Annotated in this window: 17 protein-coding genes and 1 tRNA gene; 11 read left to right on the forward strand and 7 right to left on the reverse strand. The window is 66.5% G+C overall.

Going from position 1 to position 16519, the window contains the following annotated elements:
- Positions 1-1401: glutamine--tRNA ligase (glnS, locus tag RR928_RS20900; RefSeq protein ID WP_332684086.1), on the reverse strand; the 1401-nt coding region annotated here is incomplete at its 3' end.
- Positions 1402-1593: 192 nt separating this feature from the next.
- On the opposite strand from glnS, the gene RR928_RS20905 reads away from it, so the two are divergent.
- The 3 genes from RR928_RS20905 to RR928_RS20915 all read left to right on the forward strand — a co-directional run bounded on the left by RR928_RS20905 (position 1594) and on the right by RR928_RS20915 (position 3336).
- Complete coding sequence (locus RR928_RS20905; protein WP_332537660.1) at positions 1594-1983, forward strand: hypothetical protein; 390 nt, start codon at positions 1594-1596, stop codon at positions 1981-1983.
- 61 nt (positions 1984-2044) lie between these two features.
- Positions 2045-2488 carry a type II 3-dehydroquinate dehydratase gene (gene aroQ, locus RR928_RS20910; RefSeq protein ID WP_332537661.1) on the forward strand — a complete coding sequence of 148 codons (444 nt, stop codon included), beginning with the start codon at positions 2045-2047 and terminating at the stop codon, positions 2486-2488.
- Positions 2482-3336 (forward strand): alpha/beta fold hydrolase, encoded by an 855-nt coding sequence (locus tag RR928_RS20915; RefSeq protein ID WP_332684089.1) that lies wholly within the window; start codon positions 2482-2484, stop codon positions 3334-3336. Before aroQ ends, RR928_RS20915 begins: the two co-directional genes overlap by 7 nt.
- Here RR928_RS20915 and RR928_RS20920 read toward each other — a convergent pair.
- The gene (locus tag RR928_RS20920) at positions 3333-5705 is read right to left on the reverse strand and encodes a metal-dependent hydrolase (protein WP_332684092.1); all 2373 of its coding nucleotides are present in this window, start codon (positions 5703-5705) and stop codon (positions 3333-3335) included. The two genes, RR928_RS20915 and RR928_RS20920, sit on opposite strands and share 4 nt — an antisense overlap.
- Positions 5706-5885: 180 nt before the next feature.
- Between RR928_RS20920 and arfB the strand changes: the two genes are divergently transcribed.
- On the forward strand, positions 5886-6287 hold the full coding sequence (gene arfB, locus RR928_RS20925) for an alternative ribosome rescue aminoacyl-tRNA hydrolase ArfB (protein WP_332537664.1): 402 nt from the start codon (positions 5886-5888) through the stop codon (positions 6285-6287).
- Positions 6288-6372: 85 nt separating this feature from the next.
- Entirely contained in the window at positions 6373-7026 is a 654-nt protein-coding gene (locus RR928_RS20930; RefSeq protein WP_332537678.1) for an alpha/beta hydrolase, read from the forward strand.
- A 3-nt stretch (positions 7027-7029) separates the two neighbouring features.
- Here RR928_RS20930 and RR928_RS20935 read toward each other — a convergent pair whose 3' ends face one another.
- From RR928_RS20935 to RR928_RS20955, 5 genes are all read right to left on the reverse strand, one after another.
- The gene (locus tag RR928_RS20935) at positions 7030-7851 is read right to left on the reverse strand and encodes a zinc-dependent peptidase (RefSeq protein WP_332537665.1); all 822 of its coding nucleotides are present in this window, start codon (positions 7849-7851) and stop codon (positions 7030-7032) included.
- The gene (locus tag RR928_RS20940) at positions 7848-8657 is read right to left on the reverse strand and encodes a UDP-2,3-diacylglucosamine diphosphatase (RefSeq protein WP_332684095.1); all 810 of its coding nucleotides are present in this window, start codon (positions 8655-8657) and stop codon (positions 7848-7850) included. The genes RR928_RS20935 and RR928_RS20940 overlap by 4 nt, the downstream gene beginning before the upstream one ends.
- Positions 8658-8754: 97 nt before the next feature.
- Positions 8755-9261 (reverse strand): peptidylprolyl isomerase, encoded by a 507-nt coding sequence (locus tag RR928_RS20945; protein WP_332537667.1) that lies wholly within the window; start codon positions 9259-9261, stop codon positions 8755-8757.
- Positions 9262-9347: 86 nt separating this feature from the next.
- Entirely contained in the window at positions 9348-9932 is a 585-nt protein-coding gene (locus RR928_RS20950; RefSeq protein ID WP_332537668.1) for a peptidylprolyl isomerase, read from the reverse strand.
- Between the two features lie 121 nt (positions 9933-10053).
- Positions 10054-10596, reverse strand: coding sequence for a tetratricopeptide repeat protein (locus tag RR928_RS20955; protein ID WP_332537669.1), 543 nt, complete (start codon positions 10594-10596; stop codon positions 10054-10056).
- A gap of 206 nt (positions 10597-10802) precedes the next feature.
- On the opposite strand from RR928_RS20955, the gene cysS reads away from it, so the two are divergent.
- From cysS to RR928_RS20985, 6 genes are all read left to right on the forward strand, one after another.
- Complete coding sequence (cysS, locus tag RR928_RS20960; RefSeq protein ID WP_332684098.1) at positions 10803-12185, forward strand: cysteine--tRNA ligase; 1383 nt, start codon at positions 10803-10805, stop codon at positions 12183-12185.
- 55 nt (positions 12186-12240) lie between these two features.
- Complete coding sequence (locus RR928_RS20965; RefSeq protein ID WP_332537671.1) at positions 12241-12903, forward strand: DNA-3-methyladenine glycosylase family protein; 663 nt, start codon at positions 12241-12243, stop codon at positions 12901-12903.
- A gap of 45 nt (positions 12904-12948) precedes the next feature.
- Entirely contained in the window at positions 12949-13926 is a 978-nt protein-coding gene (locus tag RR928_RS20970; protein WP_332537672.1) for an acetyl-CoA carboxylase carboxyltransferase subunit alpha, read from the forward strand.
- A 131-nt stretch (positions 13927-14057) separates the two neighbouring features.
- Positions 14058-15008: a tRNA lysidine(34) synthetase TilS gene (gene tilS / locus RR928_RS20975; RefSeq protein ID WP_332537673.1), complete on the forward strand. Its 951-nt coding sequence runs from the start codon at positions 14058-14060 to the stop codon at positions 15006-15008.
- Positions 15009-15099: 91 nt separating this feature from the next.
- Positions 15100-16365 (forward strand): aspartate kinase, encoded by a 1266-nt coding sequence (locus tag RR928_RS20980; RefSeq protein WP_332537674.1) that lies wholly within the window; start codon positions 15100-15102, stop codon positions 16363-16365.
- Between the two features lie 52 nt (positions 16366-16417).
- Positions 16418-16510, forward strand: a tRNA-Ser gene (locus RR928_RS20985).
- The last annotated feature ends 9 nt before the right edge of the window (positions 16511-16519 follow it).

The raw sequence follows: 16519 nt of genomic DNA on the forward strand, positions 1-16519 counted from the left end.
ATAGCCGCCCTTGAGGCGCACCTTGTTGCCGGGGAACAGGCGCTTGTAGCCCTTGACCGGCACTTCCTGGAAGTCTTCGCGTTCAATCCAGACTTCGCGGCCTATGGTGAAGTGGCGCAGCGCGGGTTCCTGGCCTTCGGGCGGGTGGGGCAGCGCGGGCAGCGTGCAGGGCTCGAGGTGACCCGCGCCCATGACCTCATCCCAGTTCTCCAGCACCAGCTTGACCGGGTCGAGCACGGCCATGCCGCGGTGGGCCTGGTTCTCGAGATCTTCGCGCAGGCAGCCTTCGAGCGTCGCGTAATCGATCCAGCTGTAGTCCTTGGTCACGCCAATGCGCTCGCAGAACGTCTGCAGGCTTTGCGGCGTGTAGCCGCGCCGGCGCAGGCCGACCACGGTGGGCATGCGCGGATCGTCCCAGCCCTGCACGATGCCGTTGTCGACCAGATGCTTGAGCTTGCGCTTGCTGGTGATGACGTAGGTCAGATTCAGGCGCGCGAATTCATACTGGCGCGGCTGGGGCGCGGCGATCAGGCCGCCGGTGACCAGCTGGTCGAGCAGCCAGTCGTAGAACGGGCGCTGGTCTTCGAATTCAAGCGTGCAGATCGAATGCGTGATGTGTTCCAGCGCGTCTTCGATCGGGTGGGCGAAGGTGTACATCGGGTAGATGCACCACTTGTTGCCGGTGTTGTGGTGTTCGGCATGGCGCACGCGGTAGATGGCCGGGTCGCGCAGGTTGATGTTGGCCGCGGCCATGTCGATCTTGGCGCGCAGCACGGCCGCGCCGTCGGCCAGCTGGCCGTCGCGCATGGCGCGAAAGCGCTCGAGATTTTCCGCCGGCGTGCGATCGCGGAACGGGCTGTTGGTGCCCGGCCGGGTGAAGTCGCCGCGGTTGGCGCGCATTTCCTCGGCTGTCTGTTCATCGACATAGGCCAGGCCCTGCTCGACCAGGTATTCGGCCGCGCGGTACATGAAGTCGAAATAGTCGCTGGCCTGGTAGGGCGCGGCCGTTCCGGGCGCCTCACCGGCCTGGGCCCAGTCGAAGCCCAGCCAACGCACGGCATCCATGATGCTGTCGACGTATTCCTGGTCTTCCTTTTCCGGGTTGGTGTCGTCGAAGCGCAGATGGCAGACACCGCCGTAGTCGCGTGCCAGGCCGAAGTTCAGGCAGATGCTCTTGGCGTGGCCGATGTGCAGATAGCCGTTGGGTTCGGGCGGAAAGCGCGTGCGGATCTTGGCCGGATCGGGCTCGCCGGCCGCATGGTGCGCGGCATCGCCAGGGCTTCCGCCCCAGCGGCGCTGGGCATGTGCACCGCGGGCCAGGTCGGCCTCGATGATCTGGCGCAGGAAGTTACTCGGCTTGACCGGTTCTGGGAGGGTGTTGGTGGCGTCGGAAGAACTCATCCCGGCATTTTAGGCGCGGGGGGCCGCAGAGGTGTTCTTACGAACGGAAACTTGTTCGTCGCGAATAGAAACAATTTAGACGCAGTTTCAGGCCATCCTATTCCCATGGTCGCGCGTTAAGTACTTCAAGCGGTGCTTTTTGCGCTGCGGCAGGCCGATCCCCGGCGCGCCGATTCGAACAAGGAGTTCCAGATGACAACAACAAGCCTTTCGCTGAAATCGTGGCGAGCGCGTGTCGCCGGTGCCGCACTGGCGTTCGCCGCCCTGGCTGGCGCGGGCGCCGCCCAGGCGCGCGATGTGGTCTGGTCGGTGGGCGTGCAGTCGCCGGGCATTTCCGTCGGCGTTGCCAATGCGCCGCCGGTCTATGTCGCTTCCGGCCCCGTCTATTACGCGCCGCCACCACCGGTGTATTACGCGCCGCGCCCGGTGTACCAGGCCGCTCCGGTCTATGTCGTGCCTTCGCACCGCGGCTATTACGGCCGTCCCTACTACCGCGACCACCCGCGCCACTACGACAAGCACCGCGGTCATGGCCACCGCCACCACGATCGCCGCGAGATGCATCGCCACGGTCATCGCTGAGCGCTCGCCAGGCACAGGCTGGGCCACGCATAATCCGGCGGTCTGACGTCCGGAGTGTTGTGTGAAAACTGTCTATGTCCTGAACGGCCCCAATCTCAATCTGCTGGGCTCGCGCGAGCCGACCATCTACGGGTCGGCGACGCTGGCCGATGTCAAGGTCCTGTGCGAACAGGCCTGCGCGCGCCATGGCCTGGCGCTGGCTTTCCACCAGAGCAACCATGAAGGCCAGCTGGTCGACTGGATCCACGAAGCCGGCCGCCTGCATGGCCAGGGCCAGCTCGCGGGCCTGATCTTCAATGCCGCGGCCTATACGCACACCAGCGTGGCGCTGCTCGATGCCGTCAAGGGCACGGGCGTGCCGCTGGTCGAGCTGCACATCAGCAATGTGCATGCGCGCGAAAGCTTTCGCCACCATTCCTACCTGTCGGCCGCGGCGCGCGCCGTGATGTGCGGCTTCGGTGTGGCCGGCTACGGCCTGGCGATCGACGCCGTCGCGCAATGGTGAGCGCGCCCATCGATGCGCTGCAGGCGCAGGCGCGGCGCGTGGCCACGCCCATAACCGGGGGCGGCCAGATTGTCTGGCATGTCTGGGGCGAGGGCGCGGGCGGCGTGCCGCTGGTGCTGCTGCATGGCGGCAGCGGCAGCTGGACCCACTGGCTGCGCAACATCGAAGCCCTGGTGGCCGCGGGCCGCGAAGTCTGGGCTCCGGATCTGCCGGGTTTTGGTGACTCGGACGGCGTGCCCGAAGGGCAGGATGTCGACACCATGCTCGCGCCTTTGGAGCAGGGGCTGCGGCAGCTGCTGGGCCCGCGCAGCTTTGATCTGGTGGGCTTTTCCTTTGGCGGCATGACGGCCGGCATGCTGGCCGCGGCCTTTCCCCAAGGTGTGCGCCAGCTGGTGGTGGTGGGCGCGCCCGCCATGTGGATGAGCAGCGGCAAGGCCGTGCGACTGCTGGGCTGGCGCCATCTGGCCAGCGAAAGCGCGCGCGAACAGGCCCATCGCCACAACCTGCAGGCCTTGATGCTGCACGACCCGGCGCGCATCGATGCCGACACGCTGGCGCTGCATGTGCAGAACGTGCTGCGCGACCGCCTGCCGCGTCGGCGCCTGTCGCAGACCGATGTACTGGCCCAGTCGCTGGGTCGGGTTGCATGCCCGGTGCATGCCATCTACGGCCGGCACGACGTGCTCTACAGCGGCCGGCATGCGGCGCTCGAGCAGGCGTTCGTGGCCGCAACGCCGCGTTTCGCCGGTATGCACTGGGTCGAAGATGCCGGTCATTGGGTGCAATACGAGCAGCCCGCGCGCTTCGATGCACTGCTGCTGTCATGTCTTGCGGCGGGCGGGCGCTAGGGCGTGCGCATCGCGGCCGCGTGCACCGCGCGGCCCGCGGCCAGCGGGTCGCCGGTGCGGTTGAAAGTGTCCACCCATAGGTGGTAGCTGGGCATCTGGGCTTCGTCCCAGGGATGGAAGCCGGGCTTGAAATAGCGCAGCCAGGCTCCCAGGTCGCGCGTGAAGATGCCGCGCGGGCCGTAGGCCCACCACAGGCCCGGGCCCAGCAGGCGCAGACGCTGCCACAGCGTGAAGCCGTCGGACCTGAGCATCAGCATCAGGTACAGCAGCACCTGCACGTTGAAGCTCAGGGTGCTTTCCAGCAAAGCCGCACAGCGGCGCAGGTAGCCCACGCGCGCCGCCTGCTGCATCACGTCGAAGGCCACGGCGCGGTGCTCGAGCTCCTCCATGGCATGCCAGCTGTACAGCGCATGCAGGCGTGGATCGGCGGCGTCGAGCGCGCCGCGGCGCGCGAACAGGCCGCGCGCCATGATGGCCGTCAGATGCTCGCAGGCCGCGGTTGCCGCCAGCGTGTGCTTCCTGGGCAGGAAGCGGCGCATGAAGCCGAACAGGAAACGGCGCGTATAGCCTTCGAGCCGGTCCACATCGACGCCCTGGGCCCTGAGGCGTTCGTTGAACTGGCTGTGCAGCATGCCGTGCTGGCCTTCCTGGCGGATGAAAGCCTGGATGTCCTGGCGCAGGCGCGGATCGGTGACCGCATCGCGGAAGTCGCGCACGCAGCTGATGAAGTAGCGTTCGCCTTCGGGAAACATGATCGACATGGCGTCGAAGAAACGCGTTCGGAACGGCTGGCCGTCGAGCCAGAAGCGCGGGATGTCGCCCTGCAGGCCGAAATCCAGCCGTTCGCGCGCGGTGATGGAATGGTCTGATGTCATGGGAAGCTCCTCGGGAGGTGCCGTGGCCTGGCCGAAGTGCAGGCAGGGATGGGTCAGCGGGCCGTGGCGCAGCGTCTTGACATCGCGCCGGTAGTCCATGGGCAGGGCCCAGGGCGGACGCAGGCCCTGACGCGGCAGGCGCGGCGAGGCGCGTCGCACATAGCCCGAAGCCAGGTCCAGCAGGGCGCGCGTGGGCATGCCGGGCGCGGGCAGCTCGGCGCGGCAGATGGCCTCGCGATGGCGGTCCATGTGCGTCAGCAGGCGGCAGAAGTGTTCGCATACCAGGCCGATCTTGAGGGTCCAGGACGCGTTGGTGTAGCCGATCGCAAAGGCCAGATTGGGCACGCCGTCCAGCAGCATTCCGCGGAACACCACCTTGCGCGCGAGATCGACATCCGTGCCATCGACACACAGCCGCATGCCGCCCAGCAGCTGCAGGTTCAGTCCCGTGGCGGTGACGACGATGTCGGCCGCGAGCTCTGCGCCCGATTGCAGCCGCAGGCCCTGCGCCGTGAAATGCGCGATGTGGTCGGTGACGACCGTGGCCCGGCCCGTGGCGATCGTCTGGAACAGATCGCCGTCGGGCGCGATGCACAGGCGCTGGTCCCAGGGCGCATAGGGCGGATTGAAATGCAGCTCGACGGGGTAGCCGCGCGGCAGTGCGCGCCGGTTGTTGGCGCGTATCAGCCGGCGCGCGACGCGCGGATGGTGCCGGCACAGGCGCCAGAGCGCGCGCCCCAGCGCAATGTTCCTCTGTCGCAGCAGGCCGTGCGCCCAGCGCGGGGGCAGCAGTCGCTGCAGCAGGCCGGCCACGGGGTCGGCCGAGCGCAGGCCCAGCACATAGCCAGGCGTGCGCTGCAGCAGCGTGACATGCGCGGCCTTGTCGGCCAGCGCGGGCACCAGGCTCACCGCGGTCGCACCGCTGCCTATGACCAGCACGCGCCGCCCGCTCCAGTCGAGCTGCGCGGGCCAGTGCTGGGGGTGGACCACCGTTCCCTGGAATTGCGCCAGGCCCGGCAGTTCGGGGGTGTAGCCGCGGTCATGGCGATAGTAGCCGGCCGCGCAGAAGATCCAGCGGCAGGAAAGCTGCCGGCGTGTGCCAGTGTCGGCGCGCTCGACCTCCACCGTCCACAGCGCGGTCGCGCTGCTCCATGCAGCCGCAACCACGCGCTGCTGCAGCCGCACCCGGCGGTCCACGCCGTTCTCTGCCGCGGCTTCGCGCAGATAGGCCAGGATCTGCGCGGCGCTGGCCATTGCCGGGCCGGGGCCCCACGGCTTGAACGCATAGCCTAAGGTATGCAGGTCGGAGTCCGAACGCGCGCCGGGGTAGCGGAACAGGTCCCAGGTGCCGCCTGTGGCGGCGCGCGCTTCAAGAATGGCGTACGAGCGCGCCGGATGGCTCTTTTGCAGGTAATACGCCGCCGCCAGCCCCGACAGGCCGGCGCCGATGATCAATACGTCCAGATGCTCCATGGCTGCGCTCGGGTCGGGCATATGCTGCCTCCAACGCGAAGATAAGGCCCATGGTGGCGACAAATTCCGGCGCTGACAAGGTTGCGGCGGCGGCGTCGCGCGTTTGCATCAATGGGGCGGCTGTGCCGTTTGTGCCACCGGCGACAAGGGAAAAGCGCGGGCCGGCTTCTGAATGGCCGGCTACGCGGTCAAAATGGCGGCATGTCTCTCACTGTCTGCATGGATGAAGTCCAGCTGAGCGCCATCCGCGCCCAGGGCGCGGGCGGCCAGAATGTCAACAAGGTGTCCAGTGCGGTGCACCTGCGCTTCGACGTGCGCGCTTCATCGCTGCCCGAGCCGGTCAAGGAGCGGCTGCTGGCGCTGAGCGACCAGCGGCTCACGGCGGACGGGGTGGTGGTCATCAAGGCCCAGCAGTTCCGCAGCCAGGACATGAACCGCGCCGACGCACTGGCGCGCCTGCAGGCCTTGGTCGATTCGGTGGCCCATGCACCGCGCGTGCGCCGCGCGACCCGGCCCACCATGGCGTCCAAGCGCCGGCGCCTTGAAGGCAAGAGCGTGCGCTCGGCCACCAAGGCCTTGCGCGGCAAGCCGAATCCGGACTGAGCCTGAGGCATGATCGGGCACGCGTTGCGCCTGCCGCGCTGCGCACTATTGAATCCGCTGATGGAAAAGGAATGCCATGACCCGTTTGACCAATCTGCCGCTAGAGTTCCTGCAGCGTGAACCCGCAGCGCCAGGCGCCGAGCCCTGGCTGCTGGTGCTGATGCATGGCGTGGGCAGCAACGAGCAGGATTTGTTCGGTCTCGCGGCCTATGTGCCCGCGCATTTCCATGTGCTGAGCCTGCGCGCGCCTTACCCTATGGGAGTGCAGGCCCATGCCTGGTTCCAGTTCACCGTGGACACCAACGGCACGCGCCACATCAATGTCGCGCAGGAGCGCGCCGCACGCGAACAGCTAGAGCGCACCGTGGCGCAGGCGCAAAACGAACTGGGCATTGCGCCCGAGCGCACGGTGCTCGGCGGCTTCAGCCAGGGCGGCATCATGGCGCTGTCGACGCTGCTGACCCGGCCGGCGACGCTGCGCGCGGCCATGGTCTGGCACAGCCGGCTGCTGCCCGAAGTGCGTTCGCTGCAGGCGCCGGCCGAGCAGTTTGCCGGCAAGTCGCTGTGGATCAGCCACGGCACCTACGACAATGTGATTCCGCTGACCAGTGCCCACGCCATGCGCGACCACGTGCAGGCGCTGCCGCTGGCGCTCGAATACCGCGAGTACGCGAGCGCGCATGAAATCCGCCCCGATGAATTGCAGGCCAGCATGGCCTGGCTGGACGGCCTGCGCTGAGGGTCAGCCCTTGCGCCCGGGCTCGAAGAACGCCGCGAGCTGCGGCGCCAGCGTGGGGAATTCCTGCGCGAACTGCGCCCGATTGACGAAATAGGCTTCGCAGGCCACGGCAAAGAACTCGGGCGGGGCCGTGGCGCCATAGCTGTCGAGCCAGGGCTGGGCGCCGCCGAAGCGCTCGGCGATGATCACCTGTTCGCGAAACTTCTCATAGGCCGGCTCCCAGGCCGCATGCCACAGCGCGCGCGCCGCGCGCGTGCTGGCGCTGCCCATGAAGCCGGGAGGCAAGGGCGGGCAGCCGTCGGCCGCGCCGTTGCGCATGTCGATCTTGTGCGCGAATTCGTGGATCACCACACTCGTGCCTTCGGCCATGCTGTGGCGGCTGTCGTCCACGGCCTGCCAGCTGAGCATCACCGGTCCGCCTTCCATGGCTTCACCCAGCAGCACTTCGTCGTAGTAGTGGACCACGCCGGCTTCGTCCACGGACTCGCGCCGCGCCACGGCTTCGCCCGGGTGCACCACGATGCCGACGAAATCGTCATACCAGGTCAGCGCCTCGCGCGGCGTGCCCCAGTGCAGCAGCGGCAGGCAGGCCTGGGCCGCGATCTGCACCGCCATGGCATCGGTCACTTCCAGGCCGTGCGCGCCATGGAACTGCTTGCGCTGCAGGAACAGCGCGGCCAGCGCGCGCAGCTTGGCCTGGTCGGCCAGGGCCAGGGCCTGTAGGAACGGATAGGCCTGGATGGCCGAGAGCCACAGGCCGGCATCTATCTCGGGCACGGGGGCCAGACGGCTTTGGATCTGGTTCCAGAAGCGGCGCAGGCTCATGCGGCGGGACAGGGCCAGGGCAGGCGCTGCAGGCCTTGGAGGCGATCGAGCCGCAGCACTTGGGCACGCGCCGGTGTGGCATCCAGGTCCCAGTCGCTGAGCACGATGCGCCGCATTCCCGGCGCCAGTTCATGGTCGGCGGGTCTATGGGTATGGCCGTGGATCAGCGTGGTCGCGCGCGCGGCCTGCAGCCAGTCGAGGCTCGCTTGCCGGTCCAGCTCCGCATAGACCATGGCCGCGCGCTGGTGCGAATGGCTCTGGTCGCGCATGCCGCGCGCCTGGGCGCGACGAGCCTCTATCGGCTGGCGCAGGAACGCGTCCTGCCAGGCGGCGGTGCGCGCCATGGCGCGAAAGCGCTGGTAGTCGGTGTCGTCCAGGCACAGCGCGTCGCCATGGCTCAGCAGATAACGCTGGCCGGCGAATTCGAACGCGGTCGGGTCGCTGAGCCAGGTGCAGCCGCTGCGCTCGGCAAAGGCCGGGCCCGTGAGAAAGTCGCGGTTGCCCTGCATGAAGAACAAGGCCTTGTGCCGCGCGATCGCGCGCATGCGTTCGCAGCAGCGCGCTTCGAAGCTCTGCGCGTCGTCCAGCACATCGTCGCCTATCCAGACCTCAAACAGGTCGCCGAGCATGAACACCGCGTCGGCGGTGGTGTGCGTCAGGTAATCGAGCCAGGCCGCGACGGTGCGTGGCTCGCCGGCCTGCAGATGCAGGTCGGAAATGAATTCAATGCGCTGCCATTCGGCGGGCACCGGCAGCTCGAAGGCGGCGGGAACCGAAGGCAGGGCGGGGGCATCAGGATGCGGCATGCGCGGCTTTCTGAGGGGCCCCGGAGAACTGCCCGCGCAGCAGGCGGCGCAGCACCGGGCGGCGCTGGCTTGCGTACGCGGGCAATGGTCGCGCCATTTACAGGGCCACGGCCTTTTCAATCACGACGTCGGTCAGGGGCACGTCGTCATGGAAGCCCTTGCGGCCGGTCTTCACGCCCTTGATGGCGTCGACGATTTCCGTGCCCTTGACCACCTTGCCGAACACGGCATAGCCCCAGCCTTGCGCGCTGGGAGCGGTGTGGTTCAGGAAGCCGTTGTCGGCGACGTTGATGAAGAACTGGGCGGACGCCGAGTGCGGGTCGCTGGTGCGTGCCATCGCCAGGGTGTACTTGGTGTTCTTCAGGCCGTTCTTGGCTTCGTTCTCGATGGGCGCAGCCGTGTCCTTTTGCGTCATGCCGGGCTCGAAACCGCCGCCCTGGACCATGAAGCCAGGAATCACACGGTGGAAGATCGTGTTGTTGTAGTGGCCCTTGTTCACATAGGACAGGAAGTTTTCGGTCGACTTGGGGGCCTTTTCGGCGTCGAGTTCGATGGTCACCACGCCGTGGCCGGTGATGTGCAGTTCAACTTGTGGGTTGCTCATGGGAATTCCTTTGGAGATGGGGTGAAAAAAGGGGTGGCAGCGTGGCCTCAGCCGGCCGCGCCTCAGCCGGCCGCTACCGACGAACTTCAGGGCAGCACGCGCGCCGAGACAATCGTGACTGCCGTCGTGGGCACATTCTGGTGCATGCCGCGATTGCCCGTGGGCACAGCGCGGATTTTGTCGACCACGTCGGAGCCGCGCACGACCTTGCCGAACACCGCGTAACCGTGGCCGTCGGGCTGGGGTGCATTGAGCGAGGCATTGTTGGCGACGTTGATGAAGAACTGGGCCGTGGCCGAGTTCGGATCGCCGGTGCGCGCCATGGCAACCGTGTACTTGTCGTTCTTCAGGCCGTTGCGCGCTTCGAGCGGAATCGGGGGCTGGGTGGGCTTTTGCTGCATGTCCGCGGTGAAGCCTCCGCCCTGGATCATGAAGCCGTCCATCACGCGGTGGAACACCGTGCCGTCGTAATGCTTGCTGTTGACGTACTGCAGGAAGTTGGCAACGGTCTTGGGTGCCTTGGCGGCATCGAGTTCGAGCACGATCGCGCCCAGCGAGGTCTTGAGCTCGACCTGGGGCGAAGTCTGGGCGGCAGCGCCGGTGGCCGCAAACAGGCCGGCGGACAGCGCCAGGCCGGCCAGGGTGAAAGTGGTTTTTCTGCGGGAAATCATGCGTGACTCCTGGATTGGAATGGCTGTGGGAAGGCCTGCGGCGGCGCCAGTTACCGCCGGTCGCTCGGATCGGGTAACAGGTGCGGCCGAAACGGCCAGGACCAAGGGCCTGGGCCCCGGCTTATTTCTTCGCCGCGGGGGCTGCGGGCTGCAGCATGCTGCGCAGCTGGGTCAGCTTGGGGCGCAGGTTGGTTGCGGCGCGCGGGTCGAGGTCCTGCGAGCGCAGGTATGACTGGTAGGCCAGGCGCGCATAGATGTCGCCCAGGTTCTCGTGCGCGACCGCATAGGTCGGGTTGTTGCGCACCGCGGCCTCGAGCGCGCCCTTGGCCTTGTCGAGATCGCCGTCGGCGGCGTAGATCACCGCGAGGTTGTTGTAAGGCTCGGCCAGTTCGGGATATTCCTCGATCAGCAGCGTGAACGTCGCGATCGCATCGGCCTTCTGGCCGGCATCGGTCTGGGCCACGCCCTTGAGGAAGCGCATCTGCGGGTCGCGCGCGTTGCTTGCGAGGTAGCTGTCGGCGCGGGCGATGGCGCCCGCAGCATTGCCGGCGCGCAGCAACTGGTTCACTTCGGCGTAGTCATCGGCATGGGCGGCGCCTGCGGTGAGCACGGTGGCCAGGGTCAACAGGCGCAGGGTGCGGGAGAGGGCGTTGCGTGCAGGCATGTAGGTGCTTTCGGTGCGGGCAGGGACGGGCCTGCGGCGCGGGCTTATACTTCGATCAATTGTAGCTGAGGGGTGTCAGCCCGCATGGACCCTGGTGCCCCCTTTCCGGGTGCCCCTGTGCCAGGCGCACACTTCTTGCTACATGGGACCCAGGGCCTGTCATCTTCGGCAGGCCGCTCCCCTCTCTCCCTCGTAACAGATATTCCATGAGTTTGCGTATCTACAACACGCTGTCGCGTGCATTGGAAGCGTTTTCGCCGATAGAACCGGGCCATGTCCGCATGTATGTGTGCGGCATGACCGTCTACGACCTCTGCCATCTGGGCCATGCGCGCTCGATGGTTGCTTTCGACGTGGTGCAGCGCTGGCTGCGCGCCAGCGGCCTGCGCGTGACCTATGTGCGCAACATCACCGATATCGACGACAAGATCATCCGCCGCGCGGTCGAGAACGGCGAGACCATTCGCCAGCTGACCGACCGCATGATTGCGGCGCTGCACCAGGATGCGGACGCGCTGGGTATCGAGCGCCCCGATTTCGAGCCGCGCGCCACCGACTATGTGGCGCAGATGCAGAGCATGATCGGCCGGCTGCAGCAGCGCGGCCTGGCCTACCAGTCCGGCAATGGCGATGTGAACTTCGCGGTGCGCAAGTTCCCGGGCTACGGCAAGCTGTCGGGCAAGTCGCTCGACGAGCTGCAGGCCGGCGAGCGCGTGGCCGTCGATGACGGCAAGAGCGATCCGCTGGACTTCGTGCTCTGGAAGAGCGCCAAGCCCGCCGAGCCCGAAGAAGTCAAATGGGACAGCCCCTGGGGCCAGGGCCGCCCGGGCTGGCACATCGAGTGCTCGGCCATGGGCTGCGAGATGCTGGGCGAAAGCTTCGACATCCACGGCGGCGGTGCCGACCTGCAGTTTCCCCACCACGAAAACGAGATTGCCCAGAGCGAAGGCGCGACCGGCAAGACCTTGGCGCGCACCTGGATGCACAACGGCTTCATCAACGTGGACAACGAGAAAATGTCCAAGTCGCTGGGCAATTTCTTTACCATTCGCGATGTGCTCAAGGAGTTCGACGCCGAGACGGTGCGCTTCTTCGTGGTGCGCAGCCATTACCGCAGCCCGCTGAACTACAGCGATGTGCATCTCAACGACGCGCGCTCGGCGCTCAAGCGCCTGTACACGGCGCTGAGTCTGGTGCCCGCGGCCGAGGTCGCGATCGACTGGGCCCAGCCCCAGGCCGCGCGCTTCAAGGCCGCAATGGACGACGATTTCGGCACGCCCGAAGCCGTGGCCGTGCTGTTCGAGCTGGCCGCCGAGGTCAATCGCAGCCAGAGTGCCGAAACTGCGGGCCTGCTCAAGGCGCTGGGCGCATGCCTGGGTCTGCTGCAGGACCGCCCCGAGGCCTTCCTGCAGGCCGGCGTGGCTGGCGGCGTGGACGCCGACGCCGTGCAGGCGCAGATCGCGGCGCGTGCCGCGGCCAAGGCCGCGAAGGACTGGGCCGAAGCGGACCGTATCCGCCAGGCCCTGCTGGCCCAGGGCATCGTGCTCAAGGATTCCGCGGCCGGCACCACCTGGGAGGCCGCGCCATAAGCGCCGCAACCCATGGATTTTCATTTCAATGTGTTTAATGTAGGCGGTACCAGCGGTGAATGCTCCTAAAGAGATAGCGAACGTGGTGATCACGCCGTTGTCTGCGCCTGCCTACTGGGCAGAAGCCTGCAAGCACCTGGTCAAGAAGGACCGGGTCATGAAGCGCCTGATTCCGCAATACGCGGGCCAGGCGCTGCAAACGCGCGGCGACGCTTTCGTGACGCTTGCGCGTTCGATCGTCGGCCAACAGATTTCGGTCAAGGCCGCACAGACGCTGTGGAACCGCGTGGCACTGCTGCCGGCGAGCATGACGCCCGAGCATCTGCTGCGCCTGAAGGTCGACGACATGCGCGCCGCCGGTCTGTCGGCGCGCAAGGTCGACTACCTGGTCGATCTGGCCGTGCACTTCACCGAAGGCCGGCTGCACACCAACGACTGGGCGACGATGGGCGACGAAGCCATCATTGCCGAGCTGATGGCGATCCGCGGCGTGGGCCGCTGGACGGCCGAGATGTTTCTGATTTTTTACCTCATGCGTCCCAATGTATTGCCCCTCGACGACGCGGGGTTGATCAGCGGGATCAGCAAGAACTATTTCTCGGGCGATCCCGTCAGCCGCAGCGATGCGCGCGAGGTGGCGGAGGCCTGGAAGCCCTGGTGCAGCGTTGCGACTTGGTATATTTGGCGCTCGCTCGACCCGCTGCCTGTGGCCTATTGATACACCCGAGGCCCTCAGCCCAAGGCCGGGACAAGGAGAAAAACATTGGCGAAAAAGAATTTTCTGGACTTTGAGCATCCCATTGCCGAGCTCGAATCCAAAATCGAAGAACTGCGCTATGTGCAGACCGAAAGTGCTGTCGACATCTCGGAAGAGATCGACCAGCTGAGCAAGAAGAGCCTGCAGCTCACGCGCGACATCTACAGCGATCTGAGCCCCTGGCAGATCACCAAGATCGCGCGCCACATCGAGCGTCCCTATACGCTCGACTATGTGCGCGAAATCTTCACCGATTTCGTCGAGATGCACGGCGACCGCCACTTCGCGGACGATCAGTCGATCGTCGGCGGCCTGGCGCGCTTCAACGGCCATGCGTGCATGGTCATCGGTCACCAGAAGGGCCGCGACACCAAGGAGCGCACGCTGCGCAACTTCGGCATGACGCGCCCCGAAGGCTATCGCAAGGCCTTGCGCCTGATGAAGACCGCCGAGAAGTTCAAGCTCCCGGTGTTCACTTTCGTCGACACTCCGGGCGCCTACCCGGGCATCGATGCCGAAGAGCGCAGCCAGTCGGAAGCCATTGGCCGCAACATCTACGAGATGGCGCAGCTGCAGACCCCGATCATCTCCACCGTCATCGGTGAAGGCGGCTCGGGCGGCGCGCTGGCGATCAGCGTCGCCGATCAGGTGCTGATGCTGCAATATTCGGTCTACTCGGTGATCAGCCCCGAAGGCTGCGCATCCATTCTGTGGAAGACCGGCGACAAGGCGGAAGAAGCCGCTTCGGCCATGGGCATCACGGCGCTGCGCCTCAAGGCGCTGGGCCTGGTCGACAAGATCGTCAGCGAGCCCGTCGGCGGCGCGCACCGCGATCCCAAGCAGATGGGCACCTTCCTCAAGCGCGCGCTCGGCGATGCCTATCGCCAGCTCGCCGACCTGAGCCCCAAGGAGCTGCAGGACCGCCGCTACGAGCGCCTGCAAAGCTACGGCCGCTTCTCGGACACCAAGGCCGAGAACCGCTGAGACCGTTTGCCCTGATCCTGAGCGTGTCGAAGGATCTAAGGGCGCAACGACTCTATGCGCCTGCGGCGCATCCATCAACGGCTCCCGCGGGAGCCGTTTGCCATTGCCGGGCCCGAGCAGAAAAGGAAAGCATGACCCAGTCGTTTGATGCCGCCATCGCCGCCTTCGCGCCGCCGCTGCCGCTGGCCGTGGCGCTCAGCGGCGGCGCCGATTCGACGGCGCTGCTGCTGGGCTGCGCGCAGCGCTGGCCGGGCCAGGTGCATGCGATCCATGTGCACCACGGGCTGCAGAGCGCGGCCGAAGGCTTTGTCGCGCACTGCGAAGCGCTGTGCGCGCGACTGCAGGTGCCGCTCACGGTATGCCGCGTCGACGCGCGCCATGCGGCCGGCCAGAGCCCGGAAGATGCCGCACGCCAAAGCCGCTATGCGGCGCTGGCCGATGCCGCCTTGCATGCCTGGCCGGGCCGCCCCATGGCGGCCATCGCGCTGGCCCAGCATGCCGATGACCAGGTCGAGACCCTGCTGCTGGCGCTGTCGCGCGGCGCGGGCGTTGCCGGCCTGGCGGCCATGCCGGCGCAGTGGCAGCGGCTGGGGTTGACGTGGCTGCGGCCGCTGCTGCAGGTCGAAGGCGCGGCGCTGCGTGCATGGCTTGCGGCGCGCGAACAGGGCTGGATCGAAGACCCCACGAACACCGACCAGCGCTTCACGCGCAACCGCATACGCGCGCAGCTGCTGCCCCAGCTGCAGGCGGCGTTTCCGCAGTTTCGCGACACGTTCGCGCGCAGCAGCCGGCATTGCGCCCAGGCCGCTGAACTGCTGCAGGAAGTTGCCGAGGCCGATCTGGAGACGGTGGGCAACCCGCCGCGCATCGCGGCCTTGCAGGCCCTGAGCCGCGCGCGCCAGGGCAATGTTTTGCGCCACTGGCTGCGCACCGCGCACGCGACCACGCCGGCCGCGGCCCAGCTCGAAGCGCTGCTGCGCCAGGTCGCGGCCTGCACCACGCGCGGCCACCAAATCCACCTCAAATTGGGCCGCGGGTTTGTGGTGAGAACAGGGGAGTTGCTCGGTTGGTACAATCCCTGAGTTTTGGTCTACTTTTGTACGAAAACCGCTGGCGCGCCAAAACGCCCCTATTCCTCGCGCCATGTCCGAAGTTTCGTCACCTTGATATCCAATGGCACTGATCGTTCATAAATACGGCGGCACGTCGATGGGCTCCCCGGAGCGCATCCGCAATGTTGCCAAGCGCGTGGCCAAGTGGGCCCGGGCCGGCCACCAGATGGTCGTGGTGCCCAGCGCCATGAGTGGCGAAACCAATCGTCTGCTCGGCCTGGCCAGCGAACTCGCGCCTGCGCAGCCGCAAAACTCCTACTACCGTGAGCTCGACATGCTGGCCGCCACAGGCGAGCAGGCATCGTCGGCGCTGCTGGCCATTGCGCTGCAAGCCGAGGGCCTGCCTTCGGTCAGCTATGCAGGCTGGCAGGTGCCGGTGCGCACCGACAGCAGCTTCACCAAGGCCCGCATCGAGTCGATCGACGACCAGCGCGTGCGCGCCGATCTCGAGGCTGGCCGGGTGGTGATCGTCACCGGCTTCCAGGGCATTGACCCCAACGGCAACATCACGACGCTGGGCCGTGGCGGCTCCGACACGTCGGCCGTGGCCATGGCCGCTGCGCTCAAGGCCAGCGAATGCCTCATTTACACCGATGTCGATGGTGTCTACACCACCGACCCGCGCGTGGTTCCCGCAGCCCGCCGCCTGTCCACCGTGAGCTTCGAAGAGATGCTCGAGATGGCCAGCCTGGGCAGCAAGGTGCTGCAAATCCGTTCGGTCGAGTTCGCAGGCAAATACAAGGTGCCCATGCGCGTGCTGTCGAGCTTCACGCCCTGGGACATCGATCTCGCCGAAGAAGCCCAATCGGGCACGCTGATTACTTTTGAGGAAGACGAAAAAATGGAAAAGGCTGTCGTATCCGGCATCGCTTTCAACCGCGGCGAAGCCAAGATCTCCGTGCTCGGCGTGCCCGACACCCCGGGCATCGCCTACCGCATCCTGGGCCCGGTGGCCGAAGCCAACATCGAAGTCGATGTGATCCTGCAGAACATCAGCAAGGACGGCCTGGCCGACTTCAGCTTCACCGTGAGCCAGGGCGACTACCAGCGCGCGATGGACCTGCTGCAAAGCAAGGTCGTTCCCGAACTGGGCGCCAAGGAAGCCGTGGGCGACCCGAGCATCTGCAAGGTCAGCATCGTCGGCATCGGCATGCGCAGCCACGCCGGCGTGGCCAGCACCATGTTCCGCACGCTGAGCGAAGAGGGCATCAACATCCAGATGATCTCGACTTCCGAAATCAAGACTTCGGTCGTGATCGACGAAAAGTACCTCGAGCTGGCCGTGCGCGCGCTGCACACCGCCTTCGGTCTGGACAAATCGGAGTAATTTTGCGTTTTTCCCCGAAGTCGTAAAAAACTCGGGTTAGAATAGCTTTATTGGAAACGTGACCGAGTGGCCGAAGGTGCTCCCCTGCTAAGGGAGTATGGGGTGTAGAGCCTCATCGAGGGTTCGAATCCCTCCGTTTCCGCCAGGACTTAAA

The sequence above is a fragment of the Comamonas sp. genome, from assembly GCF_036666375.1.
Taxonomy (GTDB): domain Bacteria; phylum Pseudomonadota; class Gammaproteobacteria; order Burkholderiales; family Burkholderiaceae_C; genus Comamonas.